The 16,900-nt window shown below is 62.0% G+C and carries 15 protein-coding genes; 8 read left to right on the forward strand and 7 right to left on the reverse strand.

Annotated elements, in window-relative coordinates:
• Window positions 1–190 precede the first annotated feature (190 nt).
• Window positions 191–3,037: a valine--tRNA ligase gene (locus M2394_RS05955; RefSeq protein ID WP_259171885.1), complete on the forward strand. Its 2,847-nt coding sequence runs from the start codon at window positions 191–193 to the stop codon at window positions 3,035–3,037.
• A 236-nt stretch (window positions 3,038–3,273) separates the two neighbouring features.
• A complete protein-coding gene (rlmF, locus tag M2394_RS05960) occupies window positions 3,274–4,290 on the forward strand; it encodes a 23S rRNA (adenine(1618)-N(6))-methyltransferase RlmF (RefSeq protein WP_259171886.1) in 1,017 nt (338 codons plus the stop codon).
• A gap of 66 nt (window positions 4,291–4,356) precedes the next feature.
• On the opposite strand, the gene M2394_RS05965 is transcribed toward rlmF, so the two are convergent.
• Window positions 4,357–4,638, reverse strand: coding sequence for an HU family DNA-binding protein (locus M2394_RS05965; RefSeq protein WP_003188840.1), 282 nt, complete (start codon window positions 4,636–4,638; stop codon window positions 4,357–4,359).
• Window positions 4,639–5,034: 396 nt separating this feature from the next.
• On the opposite strand from M2394_RS05965, the gene yejK reads away from it, so the two are divergent.
• Both yejK and M2394_RS05975 read left to right on the forward strand, forming a co-directional pair.
• Window positions 5,035–6,039, forward strand: a complete 1,005-nt coding sequence (gene yejK, locus M2394_RS05970; protein ID WP_259171887.1) for a nucleoid-associated protein YejK — start codon at window positions 5,035–5,037, stop codon at window positions 6,037–6,039.
• Window positions 6,039–6,389: a glutaredoxin family protein gene (locus M2394_RS05975; protein ID WP_259171888.1), complete on the forward strand. Its 351-nt coding sequence runs from the start codon at window positions 6,039–6,041 to the stop codon at window positions 6,387–6,389. The genes yejK and M2394_RS05975 overlap by 1 nt, the downstream gene beginning before the upstream one ends.
• 148 nt (window positions 6,390–6,537) lie before the next feature.
• Here M2394_RS05975 and M2394_RS05980 read toward each other — a convergent pair whose 3' ends face one another.
• The 5 genes from M2394_RS05980 to M2394_RS06000 are packed head-to-tail and all read right to left on the reverse strand — an operon-like array spanning window position 6,538 to window position 10,298.
• On the reverse strand, window positions 6,538–7,515 hold the full coding sequence (locus M2394_RS05980) for a FecR family protein (protein WP_259171889.1): 978 nt from the start codon (window positions 7,513–7,515) through the stop codon (window positions 6,538–6,540).
• Window positions 7,512–8,090: an RNA polymerase sigma factor gene (locus M2394_RS05985; protein ID WP_372339931.1), complete on the reverse strand. Its 579-nt coding sequence runs from the start codon at window positions 8,088–8,090 to the stop codon at window positions 7,512–7,514. Before M2394_RS05985 ends, M2394_RS05980 begins: the two co-directional genes overlap by 4 nt.
• A 7-nt stretch (window positions 8,091–8,097) precedes the next feature.
• Window positions 8,098–8,424 carry a DUF3325 domain-containing protein gene (locus M2394_RS05990; protein WP_259171890.1) on the reverse strand — a complete coding sequence of 109 codons (327 nt, stop codon included), beginning with the start codon at window positions 8,422–8,424 and terminating at the stop codon, window positions 8,098–8,100.
• Entirely contained in the window at window positions 8,425–9,999 is a 1,575-nt protein-coding gene (locus M2394_RS05995; protein WP_178922912.1) for a PepSY domain-containing protein, read from the reverse strand.
• Entirely contained in the window at window positions 9,996–10,298 is a 303-nt protein-coding gene (locus M2394_RS06000; RefSeq protein ID WP_178922910.1) for a DUF3649 domain-containing protein, read from the reverse strand. Before M2394_RS06000 ends, M2394_RS05995 begins: the two co-directional genes overlap by 4 nt.
• Before the next feature lie 170 nt (window positions 10,299–10,468).
• Here M2394_RS06000 and M2394_RS06005 point away from each other — a divergent pair, with 170 nt between their 5' ends.
• From M2394_RS06005 to fecA, 3 genes are all read left to right on the forward strand, one after another.
• Window positions 10,469–10,957, forward strand: coding sequence for a sigma-70 family RNA polymerase sigma factor (locus tag M2394_RS06005; RefSeq protein WP_259171891.1), 489 nt, complete (start codon window positions 10,469–10,471; stop codon window positions 10,955–10,957).
• Window positions 10,954–11,895: a FecR domain-containing protein gene (locus M2394_RS06010; protein ID WP_178922906.1), complete on the forward strand. Its 942-nt coding sequence runs from the start codon at window positions 10,954–10,956 to the stop codon at window positions 11,893–11,895. The genes M2394_RS06005 and M2394_RS06010 overlap by 4 nt, the downstream gene beginning before the upstream one ends.
• A 91-nt stretch (window positions 11,896–11,986) precedes the next feature.
• A complete protein-coding gene (fecA, locus tag M2394_RS06015) occupies window positions 11,987–14,323 on the forward strand; it encodes a TonB-dependent Fe(3+) dicitrate receptor FecA (RefSeq protein ID WP_259171892.1) in 2,337 nt (778 codons plus the stop codon).
• 39 nt (window positions 14,324–14,362) lie between these two features.
• Here the strand turns inward: fecA and M2394_RS06020 are convergent, their stop codons facing one another.
• Window positions 14,363–15,235 carry a LysR family transcriptional regulator gene (locus M2394_RS06020; protein WP_178922904.1) on the reverse strand — a complete coding sequence of 291 codons (873 nt, stop codon included), beginning with the start codon at window positions 15,233–15,235 and terminating at the stop codon, window positions 14,363–14,365.
• Between the two features lie 105 nt (window positions 15,236–15,340).
• Between M2394_RS06020 and M2394_RS06025 the strand changes: the two genes are divergently transcribed.
• Complete coding sequence (locus M2394_RS06025) at window positions 15,341–16,861, forward strand: MFS transporter (protein WP_259171893.1); 1,521 nt, start codon at window positions 15,341–15,343, stop codon at window positions 16,859–16,861.
• Window positions 16,862–16,900: the final 39 nt, after the last annotated feature.

Here is a 16,900-nt window from a genome sequence, read left to right on the forward strand (position 1 = left end):
GGAGCTGGCTTGCCTGCGATAGCGGTGTATCAGGCACTGATGAGTTGACTGACAGATAGCTATCGCAGGCAAGCCAGCTCCCACATTGGTTTGCATCGACCTTCAGGCCGTCTTCAACTCGCCCTCCACGCCCTGCCCCGTTATACTTGCCGGCTTTCCTGAATAAATGCCAACTAGGGTCCCGCCGCGCATGGATAAGACCTACCAGCCGCACGCCATCGAAACTTCCTGGTACAACACCTGGGAATCCGAGAATTATTTCGCCCCGCAAGGCGCGGGCGATTCCTACACCATCATGATTCCGCCACCGAACGTCACTGGCAGCCTGCACATGGGCCATGGCTTCAACAATGCGATCATGGATGCGTTGATCCGTTTCCGCCGCATGCAGGGCCGCAACACCCTGTGGCAGCCGGGCACCGACCACGCCGGTATCGCCACCCAGATGCTGGTGGAGCGCCAACTCGAAGCCACCGGCCAGAGCCGCCACGACCTGGGTCGCGAGAAATTCCTGGAAAAGATCTGGGAATGGAAAGACCAGTCCGGCGGCAACATCAGCCGTCAGATCCGTCGCCTGGGTTCGTCCGTCGACTGGAGCCGCGAGCGCTTCACCATGGACGACGGCCTGTCGGAAGCTGTTAAAGAAGCCTTCGTGCGCCTGCATGAAGACGGCCTGATCTACCGCGGCAAGCGTCTGGTGAACTGGGACACCAAGTTGCACACGGCAATTTCCGATCTCGAAGTGGAAAACCACGACGAGAAGGGTTTCCTGTGGAACCTCAAGTACCCGCTGGCCGACGGCGCCAAGACCGCTGAAGGCAATGATTACCTGATCGTCGCCACCACCCGTCCGGAAACCATGCTCGGCGACGCCGCCGTCGCGGTTAACCCGAACGACGAGCGCTACCAGGTGCTGATCGGCAAGTTCGTCGAGCTGCCCTTGGTTGGCCGCCGCATCCCGATCATCGCGGACGACTACTGCGACCCTGAATTCGGCACCGGCTGTGTGAAAATCACCCCGGCCCACGATTTCAACGACTACGAAGTCGGCAAGCGCCACAACCTGCCGCTGCTGAACATCTTCGATAAAAACGCCGCCGTATTGCCGGCCTGCCAGGTGTTCAACCTGGACGGCACGCTGAACGAGAGCATCGACGGCAAGATCCCGGCCGAATACGCCGGCCTCGACCGTTTCGAAGCACGCAAGCAGATCGTCGCGGCCTTTGACGCTGCCGGCCTGCTGGTGAGCGTGGACGACCACGGCCTGAAAGTGCCGAAGGGCGACCGTTCCGGTACCGTGATCGAGCCGTGGCTGACCGACCAGTGGTACGTGTCCACCAAGCCGTTGGCAGAACCTGCCATCGCCGCCGTGGAAGACGGCCGCATCCAGTTCGTGCCCAAGCAGTACGAAAACATGTATTTCTCGTGGATGCGTGACATCCAGGACTGGTGCATCAGCCGTCAACTGTGGTGGGGCCACCGCATTCCGGCCTGGTACGACGAGTCGGGCAAGGTCTATGTAGGCCGCGACGAAGCCGAAGTGCGCGCCAAGCACAACCTCGGTGCCGACGTTGCGCTGCAGCAGGACAACGACGTACTGGACACCTGGTTCAGCTCGGGCCTGTGGACGTTCTCCACCCTGGGTTGGCCGCAGCAGACCGAATTCCTCAAGAAATTCCACTCCACCGACGTACTGGTCACCGGCTTCGACATCATTTTCTTCTGGGTTGCCCGGATGATCATGCTGACCATGCACTTGGTGAAGAACGAAGATGGGACCCCGCAGGTTCCGTTCAAGACCGTGTACGTGCACGGCCTGGTGCGGGATGGCCAGGGCCAGAAGATGTCCAAGTCCAAGGGCAACGTACTGGACCCGCTGGACATCATCGACGGCATCGACCTGGAAACCCTGGTGCAAAAACGCACCTCGGGCCTGATGCAGCCGAAACTGGCGAAGAAGATCGAGAAGCAGACCCGCGACGAGTTCGCCGACGGCATCGCCAGCTACGGCACCGACGCCCTGCGCTTCACCTTCTGCTCGCTGGCGTCCACCGGTCGTGACATCAAGTTCGACATGGGCCGCGTCGAAGGCTATCGCAACTTCTGCAACAAGATCTGGAACGCGGCGCGCTATGTGCTGGACAAGGGCGAAGACTGCGGCCAGAACGGCGAAGCCGTCGAACTGAGCCTGGCGGATCGCTGGATCATCTCGCAGCTGCAACGCACCGAAGCCGAAGTGACCCGCCAGCTCGACCAGTTCCGTTTCGACCTGGCCGCACAGGCCCTGTACGAGTTCATCTGGAACCAGTATTGCGACTGGTACCTGGAACTGTCCAAGCCGGTGCTGTGGGACGAGAACGCGCCGATCGAACGCCAACGCGGCACTCGCCGCACCCTGGTGCGCGTATTGGAAGTGGCGCTGCGTTTGGCACACCCGTTCATGCCGTTCATCACCGAAGAAATCTGGCAGCGCCTCGCGCCGCTGGCCGGTATCGAAGGCAAGACCATCATGCTGCAGCCTTGGCCAGTGGCCAACGAAGCACGTATTGATGAGGCGGCCGAAAGCGATATCGAATGGCTCAAGACCCTGATGCTCGGCACGCGCAACATCCGCGCCGAGATGAACATCGGCCCGGGCAAGCCCCTGGCGGTGTTCGTGAAGAACGCCAGTGCTGAAGATCAGCGTCGTCTCACCGAGAACGATGCTCTGCTCAAGAAGTTGGCGAAGCTCGAATCCATCACAGTATTGGCCGCTGATGCCGAAGCGCCGTTGTCTGCTACCGCACTGGTTGGCGACATGGAAGTGCTGGTGCCGATGGCCGGCCTGATCGACAAGGGTGCGGAACTGGCCCGTCTCGACAAGGAAATCGCGCGCCTGCAAGGCGAAGTGCAACGGGTGGGCGGCAAGCTGTCCAACGCGGCATTTGTCGACAAGGCACCGGCAGAAGTGATCGAGAAAGAACGCGCCAAACTGGCCGAGGCTGAACAGGCCCTGGGCAAGCTGGCGGAGCAACATGCGCGGATTTCCAGCCTGTAAGCTGAAACCTGTGTAAAAAAGAGACCTTCGGGTCTCTTTTTTTATGCCTTGCCCCCCCCTCTCCATCTGAACACCCTCGATCAATGTGGGAGCTGGCTTGCCTGCGAAGGCATCGACGCGGTCAGGTTGATTAACCGAGTCGCCTGTATCGCAGGCAAGCCAGCTCCCACAGTTGACCGGGTTGGGTCCAAGATGTGTGACAATGCCCCCCACTTTGAGCCAACACCAGAATCATCATGACCGCCCCCAGCACGCCAAAACTTCCGCGCAAGAAGCCTAAAACCGCTGCCACGGCAAAGCCCGTCGCGCCACGCAAAGAGGCCACCCTGCACCCGCGCAACCGTCACACGGGCCGTTACGACTTCCCGGCGCTGATCAAGACCACGCCTGAACTGGCGAAATTCGTGATCATCAACCCGTACGGCAAGGAAAGCATCGACTTCGCCAGCCCCGATGCAGTGCGCGTGTTCAACCGGGCGCTGCTCAAGTCCTTCTACGGGATCCAGCACTGGGACATCCCGGCCGACTACCTGTGCCCACCGGTGCCGGGGCGTGCAGACTATGTGCATTTCCTCGCCGACCTGTTGGCCAGCAACAACGACGGCAAGATCCCGCGCGGCTCTATCGTCAAGGTCCTGGACATCGGCATGGGCGCCAACTGCGTCTACCCGCTGATTGGCTACATGGAGTACCGCTGGAACTTCCTGGGCTCGGAGGTCGACCCTATCGCGGTGGCCGCCGCCAAGGCCATCGTGCAGTCCAATGACTTGAGCAAGGTCATCCAGCTGCGCCAGCAGACCAACCCCAAGCAGATCCTGCTGGGCTTGCTGGAGACTGGCGAGTCATTTGACCTGACCATGTGCAACCCGCCCTTCCATGCGTCCATGGAAGAGGCTACCAAGGGCAGCGAACGCAAATGGCGTGCCCTGGGCAAGGCCGATCCGAAGCGTAAATTGCCGGTGCTGAACTTTGGCGGCCAATCGGCCGAGCTGTGGTGTGAAGGCGGTGAAGCGCGGTTTGTGACCCAGTTGATCGCCGAAAGCGCCAAGGTCGCCCATCGGGTGCTGTGGTTCAGCACACTGGTCTCGAAAGCCTCCAACCTGCCCGCCATTGAAACCGCGCTGAAAAAGGCCGGTGCACTGGAAAGCCAGGTGGTGGAAATGTCCCAGGGCCAGAAACAAAGCCGTTTCGTCGCCTGGACCTTCCAGACCAAGAACGAACAGTTGATCTGGCGCCAGCGCTGGGTGCGATAAACCAAATCGCAGGCAACAAAAAACCGTGCCCGGATCGCTCCGGAGCACGGTTTTTTTTGCTGCGTCTTACTTGTTAACAGCGTCGGTCAGGCCTTTGGCCACAACCAGCTTGATAACTTTCTTGGCAGCGATTTCGATGGCAGCGCCAGTCGAAGGGTTACGGCCAGTACGGGCAGGACGCTCGGTCACTTTCAGTTTGCCAACGCCTGGCAGAGTGATTTCGCCGCCGTTTTCCAGCTGATCAGCAACAACTTGGCTCAGTTGGTCCAGCAGAGCACGCACGGTGGTTTTCGGTGCGTCTACAGCTTCAGCCAGGTCAGCGATCAGTTGGTCTTTAGTAATAGCCATTGTGGTGTTCCTTCCCTATCAAATTCATATGGATTGCAGAGTGCAGTGTCAGCCGTCGAGCCCGACCGTCATGGCCTGGCACCCCCGGCTATAACCACGGAGATCGGGGTTATAGATGCTTGAAACGGGGATTGGTTCGACCTGACAGATGCTGAATGCACGCTTAACGCCGAGACTTGGCGTAAGACGGGGCAAAACTAGCACAGAGACGGGGAAATATCCGCTTCTACCTACCCATTTGGTCAGCTTTATCGCTCTAAACCGTGAAAAAAAGGAATATGCCCCGTCGGAGAGCGTCCAAAATGTCCTTCGAAGCGTGTCTTGACCAATGGGTGCGGTACACTGGGCGACTTTTCGGGGAGGCCAACCGCTCCCCTTCAACCAGCCGAGAAGCCCATGCCGATCCGTCATTGCATCGTCCACCTGATCGACAAAAAACCCGACGGCACACCTGCAGTTCTGCATGCCCGCGATTCAGAGCTGTCTGAATCTGCCGCCATCGAGAACATGCTTGCCGACCTCAACGAGAGCTACAACGCCAAACAAGGCAAGGCCTGGGGTTTCTTCCATGCCGAGTCCGGCGCGCACCCGTTCAGCGGCTGGTTGAAGGAATACTTTGACGGCGGGCAGGACTTCACCACCTTCAGCCGCACCGCGGTCGAGCACCTGCAAAAGCTGATGGAGGAGTCCAACCTCTCCACCGGCGGCCACGTGCTGTTTGCCCACTACCAGCAAGGCATGACCGACTACCTGGCCATCGCCCTGCTGCACCACAGCGAAGGCGTGGCGGTGACCGACGAGCTGGACGTGACCCCCTCGCGCCACCTGGACCTCGGTCAGCTGCACCTGGCGGCACGGATCAACGTGTCCGAGTGGCAGAACAACAAGCAGTCCAAGCAGTACATCTCGTTCATCAAGGGCAAGAACGGCAAGAAGGTCTCGGAGTACTTCCGTGACTTCATCGGCTGCCAGGAAGGCGTCGACGGCCCGGGCGAGACCCGTACCCTGCTCAAGGCCTTCAGCGACTTCGTTGAAAGCGAAGACCTGCCGGACGAGTCCGCCCGCGAAAAAACCAAGACCCTGGTCGATTACGCCAGCAGTCAGGCCAAGCTCGGCGAGCCCATGGGCCTGGAAGAATTGTCGGGCTTGATCGATGAAGATCGGCCTAAGGCGTTCTACGACCATATCCGTAACAAGGACTACGGCCTGTCGCCGGAAATCCCGGCGGATAAGCGCACCCTCAACCAGTTCCGCCGCTTCACCGGCCGCGCCGAAGGCCTGTCCATCAGTTTTGAAGCGCATTTGCTGGGCGACAAGATCGAGTACGACGAAGTCGCTGGCACCTTGATCATCAAGGGCCTGCCGACTCAGCTGACCGACCAGCTCAAGCGCCGCAACTGATGCTGGGCGGAGTCTTCAAGAAAGTCCTGCTGGTATTGCTCGTGGTGGTGGTGTTCGAAAACTGGGGCAAGATCGAGCGGGTGTTCAACCCCTCACAGGTGGTTTCAGAGCACGTGCGCGCTTCGGCACGCGTGACGCTCTATGCCACCGAGTGGTGTGGCTACTGCAAGCAGATCCGCCGCTTTCTGGACCAGAAAGGCATTCCGTACCAGGCCGTCGATATCGAGAAAGACGCCCAGGCGCGCAAAGCGTATGAGGCGCTGGGCGGCGGCGGGATTCCGTTTGTGAGTGTGAACGGCACGCTGATTCGCGCCTACAACCCTGACGCAATCATGGCAGCACTGAAATAACCCACACCTTATGGGAGCTGGCTTGTGTGAATGCTGGTTTGCCTGGAATCTGGCTTGTGTGGGAGCTGGCTTGCCTGCGATGCAGACACCTCGGTCTGTCAGGCACACCGCGGTGACACTATCGCCGGCAAGCCAGTTCCTACAGCCTCTAACGCAGTACGATCATCCGCCCCAGCACATGGTGCTGTTCAAACCCCAACACTGCCTGCAACGCGTTCAACACCGCCTGCGGGTCTTTGCTGGGGAAGCTGCCACTGACGCGCTTGGCGGCCATGTCGTCGTTCAGCAACAGGATGCGGCCCGGGTAATAACGGCCCAAGTCCTTGACCACGTCCGCCAGCGGCGCCTTGTAGTAGTTGAGCCAGCCGTCGCGCCAGGCCAGGCGTGATTCGCTGTCGACCGCGTGCAGGGGCTCGGCGATACCGTCGGCGTAGGCCACTTGCTGGCCGGCCGTGAGAACTTGCTGCTGGCCCGCCTTGGATGGCGTCACACCCACCCGTCCGGACAATACCGTCACCTCGGCGCCTGCCGGCTGCAGGCGCACTTCGAACTGTGTGCCCAGCACCCGCGCTTCGCCACTGCCTGCCCCCACCACAAACGATTGCCCCGTGTGTGTCACGCTGAAAAAGCCTGCGCCGCGACGCAGCTGGATATGCCGCTCGCCATGGCTGAAATCCACGGCAATGGCACTGTCGGCATCAAGCGTCACTTGGGATTGGTCGGCCAGCGTGACGGTTTTGACTTCACCTGGCGCCGTCACGTAGTCCGCGCCGAAGTCATCGACCCAGCGCGACGGCTGCCAGCCGGCGCCCATGGACACCATCAACAGCAGGCAGGCGGCCATCGCCAAAGCGCCGGACCAGCGCATCGCCCGCGAGCGCTTCGAGGTGTTCATCGCATTGAGGTAACCCTGCAACGCCAATGCCTCTTCGTCCGCCAGCCTGCGCGCCGGCACTTCACTCAACTCCCACAACACCTGCGCCTGGGAGTAGGCCTCGACATGCGCAGGGTCGGCGCGCAGCCAACGGCTGAACGTGGCCTGGTCACCACTGCTGGGCTGGTCATGCAACAGGCTCAGCCAAGCCAGTGCGGCTTGTTCCTGGGCGGGCGTGGGGGTGACGTTCACGGTGCTTTCCCTGGCGTGCGTGGGGGCGATGGTTCGCGAAGGCTGGCTTTGCAGGCTTCGAGGGCACGCATCATATGTTTTTCCACAGCGCTTTGGGACACCCCCATGGCCTTGGCGATTTCGGCGTATTTACGCCCGTGAATGCGGTTGAGCAGGAAGATCTGCCGGGTGCGCTCAGGCAAGCTGCGCAGGGCGGCCTCGACATGGCGCAAGTCATTGCCGGCTTCAAGTGCGGCCTGGGGCTCGGAGCCCTGGTTGTCCTGTTGTTCCGGAAGCCAACCTTCGCTGCTACGCACCCGGGCGCCTTCGCTGCGCAGGTGATCGATGGCGATGTTGCCCGCGCAACGCAACAGGTAGGTGCTGAGTTCTTCGACCTGCACCAGCGGTCGGCGCCAGAAGCGCAGGAACAGGTCCTGCACCAGGTCGGCCGCCGTGGCGCGGCACCCCACGCGTCGGCTGACCAGCGCTTCCATCTGCGAGCGCTGGGACAAGAACACCTGCAAAAAATGCGCACGTCCACCGGCCGCATCCGGGTGCTGGCTGTCTGGGGATTCCGGTGGCGTGCTGATCATCATGGAAGGCTCAGAGTATGGCGAAGGCCGCAACCGGGCTGGCCAGCAAGCCAACACCCGCCAGGATCAAGGCCAGCCTTGGCCGGTACGGCAACAGCAACACCAATAACAGTGCGCTGAGCATCAACACCGCGCACCACTCCACCAGGCCCTGGCTCCAGCCAGTGGCGGCGACGGCCGGCCAGATGGCCACGGCCAACAGCGACCACCCCGCCACACGCAACCCCAAGCGCCGGCCGGGCATGGGTTTGCTGTGCAACAGTTCGCCATGGTGGCGGTCAGTGGCCAGGCATAACGCGGTAAACCCGGCGTAGCACAGCAGGAAGGCGAGCAGCATTCAGTTCACCTCCTGCTCTAGTGTCAACGAGCCCGCGCGCACCGCCTTGGGCTGCGGTGCCGTGCGGTGCTGCATCTTCCAGGCGGCCCAGGTGAGGAACACGCCGCTGGCGAAACACGTCAGGTCGAACCCGGCCATGGCCCAGTCGCCCCTGGCCAGTGACACGCCCAGGTGTTGCGAGGTGGTCAGCGCGTTGAGCAGCGGTATCGACACGAACAACAGCGCACCGAGGCTCAACTGTTCAACCCAACCCTGGCGACCTCGCCGCAACACAGCGTGCAACAGGCTAAGGCCCCAAGCGATGAAAAAGGTCTGCACTTCCCAATCGGAGCGTGCGGAGAGGCCGATCGGCAACAAGCGGTTGGCCCAGAAAAACGCCGCGATGGCGATCATCAGCCCCGACATGCTGGCGATATTCAGGACCTCCACCAGCCGCAGCTCGAATGGCATCACACCACTTTTGACATGCTTGAGCTGGCGCTTGCCGAGCCAGATCACCAGCCCCGTGCCGATCATCGCCGTGCCCGCCAGGCCACAGATAAAGTACAACCAGCGCAGCACCGGGCCGGCGAAATGGCCCATGTGCAGGCCGTAGAAACTGCCGCTGATCGCAGCCGGCAGCGATTGTTCGCCACTGACCCGCAACAGCTCGCCGGTGGTGCCGTTGAACGACACCGTGCTGCCGAAATCATGCACCACGCGATCGGAACCGGCGCGGAACACATTGACCGAGGCGTTCACATCGCCCGGGTTGTTGATCGTCAAGCGGCCCACATGCCCGCCCGCCCACTGTGTCCGCGCCTGTTCGTACATCGGCCCCAAGGGCAGCAAGCGGCCCGGTTGGCCCAGCGCCGGCGCGTTGTTGGTGGCCGGAAATACGTCATTGAAGAACGCACGGGTGTCGTTGCCATAGGAGGCGGCGATGGGCGCCGGCATCACCAGGCTCATGAAAATCACCAGGCTGCTGTAGGTGATCATCAAATGAAAGGGCAGCACCAGCACGCCCACCGCGTTATGCCCGTCGAGCCAGGAGCGCTGGCCCTTGCGGGGGCGGAAGGTGAAGAAGTCCTTGAAAATTTTCTTGTGGGTGATGATGCCGGTGATCAATGCGACCAGCATCACCATCGCCGCAGTGGTCGACAGCCAGCGCCCCCAGGGGTGGGGCATCTGCAGTTGGAAGTGGAAACGGTAGAAGAATTCGCCACCCATGCTTTCCCGGGCCTGGACCGCTTGGCCCGTGACGGGGTCGAGGGTTTTCTGGATGAAGTTGCCGCGCTTGCCGGGGTCGATCTTGTCTTGCCACATCACCGACAGGCCGGGGTCACGGCTGTCTGGCAGGGTGATGAACCAGCGTGCGGCACTCGGTGCCTGTTGTTGCAGGTAGGCTTGGGCGGCGGCAAGGCTGCGCGCATCATCCAGCGGATGGGCCTGCACTTCGGGCTGCATCCAGTGGCTGATTTCATCGTTGAAGTACGACAGGGTGCCCGTCAGGAAAATCGCGAACAGCAACCAACCGAAGATCAAGCCGGCCCAGGTGTGCAGCCAGGCCATTGCCTGTCGAAAACCCTCTTTCATGTGCGTGCCATCCAGAAACCCACGCCAGCCAGGGTCGCGAACAACGCACTCGGCACCATCACCCCCGCCCATGCACGCCACGCCGTACGGCAGGCGAAACACCAGAGCACGGCCAGCAGGTAGAACACAAATGAACTCATCATCCCGGTGATCACCGCGTCGGCGCGGGACGTTGGCATCCAGAGCGCCAGGCAGATGCTGGCCAGGGATGCCATCAGGTAGCCGCCCACCACGGCGGCCAGCACGCGGGACGTTACGGCCAGACGGTAAACAACGGGCAATGAGGTTTTGCTTTTCATGCGGGAAGCGCCAGATTCATCAGCGCGCAATATTAATGATAAATATTCTCATAAGCAAAATAGAACGGATGAATCACCCGCCGCCACGGATTGCCGAACCGTATCGCGCGCCCTACAATGCGAACAATTCTTGTTCTCTAAAGCATGCCGATGCTTGTGGAGTGATTGCGTTGCAGCCGTCCAACACCGTCGAAGTCCTGTACCACGACCATCACCACTGGCTCACCGGCTGGTTGCGGCGCAAGCTCGGCTGCCCGGAAAGCGCGGCCGACCTGGCCCAGGACACCTTCATACGCGTGCTCACCGCACGGGAAACCCCGGCGCTGATCGAACCGCGTGCCTTCCTCACCACCGTCGCCAAACGCGTGCTGTTCAACTTCTACCGCCGCCAGGACCTGGAACGCGCCTACCTCGACGCCCTGACGCAGATGCCCGAGCAGGTCGCCCCTTCGGAAGAAGACCGCGCGATCATCCTGCAAACATTGCTGGAACTGGACCAACTGCTCGATGGCCTGCCCGTGCAGGTCAAACGCGCGTTCCTGCTGGCCCAGCTCGACGGCCTGACCTACGCACAAATCGGCGCGGAACTGGGCATCTCCATTGCCACGGTCAAGCGCCACCTGAATAAAGCGGCCATGCGCTGCTACTTTGCCCTATGAATTTCTCCACCCAAGTCGCCGAGCAAGCCGTGCACTGGCTGATGGAAATGCAGCAAGGCGCGCTCAACCCGCGCCAGCAGGCCGCCTGGCAACAATGGTTGGACGCCCACAGCGAACACCAGCGCGCCTGGGACCACATCCAACGCGTCAACCAACGCCTGCGCGGCATGCCCTCACCCCTGGCGCACGCCGCCTTGAACGCACCGAAGTCCAGCAGCCGACGCCAGGCCCTGAAGTTGCTGCTGATCCTCGGCGCCGGGTCGGCCGCGGCCTGGAGCCTGCGCCAGCAACATATCCTGCCGCCGCTCACCGCCGACTACCGCAGCCCCGTGGGCCAGCGGCGCAAAGTGCAGCTGGCCGATGGCAGTCAATTGCAACTCAACACCGGCAGCGCCGTGGATGTGCATTTCGATGGCCAGCAACGCTTGATCCGCCTGCTGGAAGGCGAAATCCTGCTGACCGCCAAGGCCGGCACTACGCCGCTGCAGGTGCTGTCCGGCCAGGGTTTGCTCAGCAGCCAAGCCGCACGCTGGAACGTGCGCCAGTTCAACGATCACACCCAACTGGCCGTGCTCGACGGCCACGTCGACGTGATGCCCAACCGCTACAGCGGCCTGCCGCTGACGGTCGAGGCGTCGCGTCAGGTCAATTTCACACGCAAGGGCTGGGACACCCCGCGCCCTATCGACGCCAACAGCGGCGCCTGGGCCGACGGCATGCTCGTGGCCGCGCACATGCGCCTGGAGGATTTCCTCGCCGAACTGGGCCGCTATCGCCGTGGCCAACTCAACTGTGACCCGCAGGTGGCCAACTTGCTGCTCTCCGGCAGCTACCCGCTGGACGACAGCGAGCGCATCCTCGACCTGCTGGAAGTCAGCCTGCCCGTCAACGTGCGGCGTTTCACCCGCTACTGGGTGACGGTGCAGGCACGGGTCTGAAATTAGTGTGCAACACCGTGAGCCGTTTTCCACACCTCGCGTGACAGAGAAGGAAAGCCACCTTGATCCTTCCTTCTCAGGACCGCTCTTCATGCCCCAGCAACCGACGCTTCTCACCCGTACCTTGCGCCAACTCCTACTGGGCGCCAGCCTCAGTCTTACGGTGATTCCTCATGTGATGGCGGCGGATGCCAAGCCCTATCACATTGCTCCGGCATCGTTGGAAGCGGCACTCAATCAATTCGGGCGTGAGGCTGGCGTATTGATTTCGTTCGGCTCCGAAGTGACGGCCGGCCTGCAAAGTCGCGGGCTGTCTGGCAACTACAGCGCCGCCGAAGGCCTGCAGAAACTGCTGGAAGGCACAGGCCTGCAAGCCCGCGCCGAGGGCAACAATGCCTACAGCCTGCAACCGGCCAGCGCCCCTTCCACGCTGGAACTGCAAACCTCCAACGTGGTGGGCGACTGGCTCGGCGACGCGCAGCAGACCAATGTATTCGAACACCCCGGTGCCCGTGACGTGATCCGCCGCGAAGCATTCGAACGCCAGGGCGCCACCCAGGCCCGCGATGTGCTCAACCGAATCCCCGGCGTCAACGCCCCGGAAAACAACGGCACCGGCAGCCACGACATGGCGCTGAACTTCGGCATTCGCGGCCTCAACCCGCGCCTGGCGTCGCGCTCTACGGTATTGATGGACGGTATTCCGGTGCCTTTCGCGCCGTACGGCCAGCCGCAGTTGTCGTTCGCGCCGATCAGCATGGGCAACATGGACGCCGTCGATGTCGTACGCGGCGGTGGCGCCGTGCGCTATGGCCCTCAGAACGTCGGGGGCATCGTCAACTTCGTGACCCGGGCGATCCCCGATGCACCGACCGTCAAAGGTGGTTTGCAGACCGAGACCAGCCCGTCGTCCAGCCACGACGGCTTCAAGACCACTGGCAACCTGCTCGCCGGCGGCACTGCCGACAACGGCCTCGGTGGTGCGATCCTTTACTCGGGCACCCGTGGCGGCGACTGGCGGGAAAACAGCAACACGCGCATCGACGACCTGATCCTCAAGGGCAAATACCAGCTCGACGACGCCAACAGTTTCAACGCCATGGCGCAGTACTACGAAGGCCAGGCCGATATGCCCGGCGGTTTGAACGTCAAGGACTACAAGGCCGATCCGTATCAGTCCACCCGCCCCTACGACAAATTCTGGGGCCGTCGCACCATGTTCAACGCCGGCTACCGCTACCAGGAAGACCGCCGCGAATTCACCGCCAACACCTTCTTCACCACCACACTGCGCAACGGCTACCTGGACCAGGGCACCTTCCTGTCGCTGTCGCCGCGCGAGTACTGGGTACGCGGCCTTGAAACCCGCTTTGCCCAGGGCTTCGACCTTGGCCCCACCAGCCATGAAGTGGGTGTGGGCTACCGCTACATCAACGAAGCCGGCCATGAATTGCGCTACCGCACGCCGATCAGCGCCAACCAGCAACTGCCCAACACCAACAGCCGCAACGACCGCGACACCCGTGGCGCCACCGAAGCCAACGCGTTTTTCGTCGATGACCGCATCGACATCGGCAAGTGGACCATCACCCCGGGCGTGCGCTACGAGATGATCGAGTCCCAGCAGACCAACAACCTGACAAACGTCAAATACAAGGGCGACTACAACACCGCGCTGCCGGCGTTGAACGTGCTCTACCACCTCACCGACGACTGGAACCTCTACGCCAACACCGAAGGCTCGTTCGGCAGCGTGCAGTACAGCCAGATGCCCAACCGTGTGACCAGCGGCGAAGTGAAGCCGGAAAAAGCCCGCACCTGGGAACTCGGCACGCGCTATGACAACGGCACCCTGCGTGCGGAAATCGGCGCGTTCCTGATCAACTTCGATAACCAGTACGACAGCAACCAGACCAACGACTCAGTGATTGCCCGTGGCGAAACCCGTCACCAGGGCATCGAGTCGAGCGTCAACTACGCCCTCGACGGGTTGAGCCCGGCGCTGGCGGGGTTTGATGTGTATGCCACCTATGCCTATGTCGATGCGACCATCCGCGAAGACGGCCCGAACAAAGGCAACCGCGTGCCCTTCTCGTCCAAGCACAAAGGCACCCTCGGCGTGGGCTACACCGAAGGCCGCTGGAAGCTCAACCTGGACAGCAGCTACCAGAGCAGCCAGTTCGCCGACAACGCCAACACCGTGGCCGAAAGTGCCGACGGCAGCACCGGACGCATCCCCGGCTACATGCTGTTCAGCAGCCGCGCGGCGTACGACTTCGGTCCGCAGCTGTCGGATTTGAACGTGGCGGTCGGCGTGAAAAACATCTTCAACAAGCAGTACTACACCCGCTCGTTCGACGATAACAACAAGGGCAAATATGTGGGCGAACCACGTACGGTGTACGTGCAAACCTCCATCGCGTTTTAAACACGCCCCCCTGTAGGAGCTGGCTTGTCGAAAAGGGAATTAACTGCCCGCCAGGCAGCTGGGCGTGCCCGCCACCAGCGCATCAATTGCGCAGCGCGTTTTGGCCGGCATGTGTGGGGCCGTCGGCCAGATCACATGGATCGGTGAAGGCTGCTCCCGGTAGCCCGGCAAAACCGGCTCCAACTGACCGCGCAAGACGTAATGCGCAATCAGCCAACTCGGCAACCAGGCCAGGCCAACGCCTGCAATCGCGGCGTCGGCCACGGCCTGGAGGTCGTCCAACACCAAGGGGGACGCCACACGCGAGCGGTACGCCGTATTGCTGCGGTAGGCGATACCTCGATGGCCTGCGAGGTCATCAATCCCTGCAATACGTCCCTTGCGCTGCAAGTACGCCGGCGAAGCCGCCAGGCCCACAACCTGTTCGCCCAGGCGGCGAGCGCTCAGTCGATCCGTATCAGGCAATGAGCCAATGCGCACGGCAATGTCGAAGCCCTCCTGCGCCAGGTCGATCATGCGGTCCGAGAAGCAAATCTCGACTTCCAGTTCCGGGTATCGATCCATCAACCCCCAGAGCGCCGGCGCCGCATAGTGATGACCGAAGGCCAGCGGCACACTCGCCCGCAAGCGCCCGCGTGGCTGCTGCCGACCACTCTCCAACACCGACTCGGCCGCCTCCAGCTCAGCCAGTGCCCGCAAACAATGTTCGTAGTACGCCTGCCCGTCCTCGGTCAGATACTGACGCCGTGTGGAGCGCTGCAGCAAGCAAGTGCCCAAGCGTGCCTCCAGCCGCGCCAGGCCCTTGCCTACCGCAGAGCGCGTGAGGTTCAGCCGTTCGGCGGCTTGCGTCAGGTTGCCGCTTTCCACGATCTGCAAAAAGAGTTCGACGCCATCGAAACGCGGAGTGGTCATGGTGCAATTGTCGCCTTTAGATCCCTTATCAGCAGAAAACTTATCACGAATAAAGAACCAGATTCCCCTGAAAATAACCGAATCCTCAACCTTCAGGAGAATCCCATGCCAACCGCCGCCACGTTATCGGCCGTCAGCACACCCCATGCGGCCAGGAACGCGCTCGCCCTCACCGCCGTTTGCCTAGTCGCCCTGATGTTCGGCCTGGAAATTTCCAGCGTGCCCGTCATCCTGCCCACTTTGGAACAGCAACTGGGCACGGGCTTCCAGGACGCCCAATGGATCATGAACGCCTACACGCTGGCCTGCACCAGCGTACTGATGACCGCCGGCACCCTGGCCGACCGCTTTGGCCGCCGGCGCATGCTGGTGCTGTGCTTGTGGGTCTTTGGCCTGGCCTCGCTGGCCTGCGGCCTGGCCGACAGCGCACCCACGTTGATCACTGCGCGTTTCGTGCAGGGGATAGGGGCAGGCGCGATGATGATCTGCCAATTCGCGATTCTGTCGCACCTGTTCCGCGAGCCCACGGCGCGAGCCCGGGCCTTCGCGATATGGGGCGTGATTGCAGGTATCGGCCTGGGTTTCGGGCCGATCGTAGGTGCGTTGATCCTGGCCATGGCTGACTGGCGCTGGGTGTTCCTGGTGCATGTGCCACTGACCTTGTTCACCCTGGTGCTGCTGCGCATCAGCGTGCAGGAATCCCGCGACCCGGCCGGCCATCGCCTGGATATCGCCGGCATGCTCACTTTGACGCTGTCGGTGTTCGCGCTGGTGTACTTCATCACCCAAGGCACCGAACACGGCTTTGCCACCCCGGCCATGCTCGGCTGGGCCGGTTTGTCGCTGGCCGGGCTGTTGCTGTTCATCTTCATTGAACGACGCAGTGCGCATCCGATGTTCGATTTTTCGGTGTTTCGTATCCAGCGTTTCAACGGCGCACTGATGGGTTCGATCGGCATGAACTTCAGTTTCTGGCCGTTCATGATCTACTTGCCGCTCTACTTCCAGGCGGGCCTGGGCTACGACACCGTGACCACCGGCGGCGCCCTGCTCGCCTACACCCTGCCGACCTTGCTGGTGCCGCCGCTGGCCGAACGCCTGGCCTTGCGCTATGGCGCCGAACGCATCATCCCGCTGGGCCTTGGCCTGATGGGCGCGGGGTTTATCGCCATGGCCGTGATCAACCGTGCAGAGCAGCCGAGTACCGCACTGGTGCTCTGCAGTTGCGTGCTCGCCGGTATCGGCTTGGCGCTGACCAACTCACCCACCACCAATACCACCACCGGCTCGGTTTCGGCTGACCGTGCGGGCATGGCGTCGGGCATCGACCTCAGTGCGCGGCTGATCACGCTGGCACTCAATATTGCGTTAATGGGCTTGGTGTTATTGCTAGGGATCAGCCATCAGCTGGCCAGTTTGCTGCCCGCAACCACGGCCATGGACTGGAGTGCCATCAGCCAGCACATTGCCGCTGGCAAGCTGGATGTACCCGGGCTGACGACCACAGATGCCCAGGCCGCCCTGCGCCACGGCGCCGGTTGGGCCATGCTCTTTGCGGGCATTGGCGCAGGCGTGCTGGCGTTGTTGAGTTGGCATTTTTTCCGCAGCCGCGCACAGCCTTTTTGAGATGTCGCCTGTGCCGCCGCCTTCGCAGCCTCGCTAAAG

It is taken from the genome of Pseudomonas sp. BIGb0164, from assembly GCF_024810135.1.
GTDB lineage: Bacteria > Pseudomonadota > Gammaproteobacteria > Pseudomonadales > Pseudomonadaceae > Aquipseudomonas.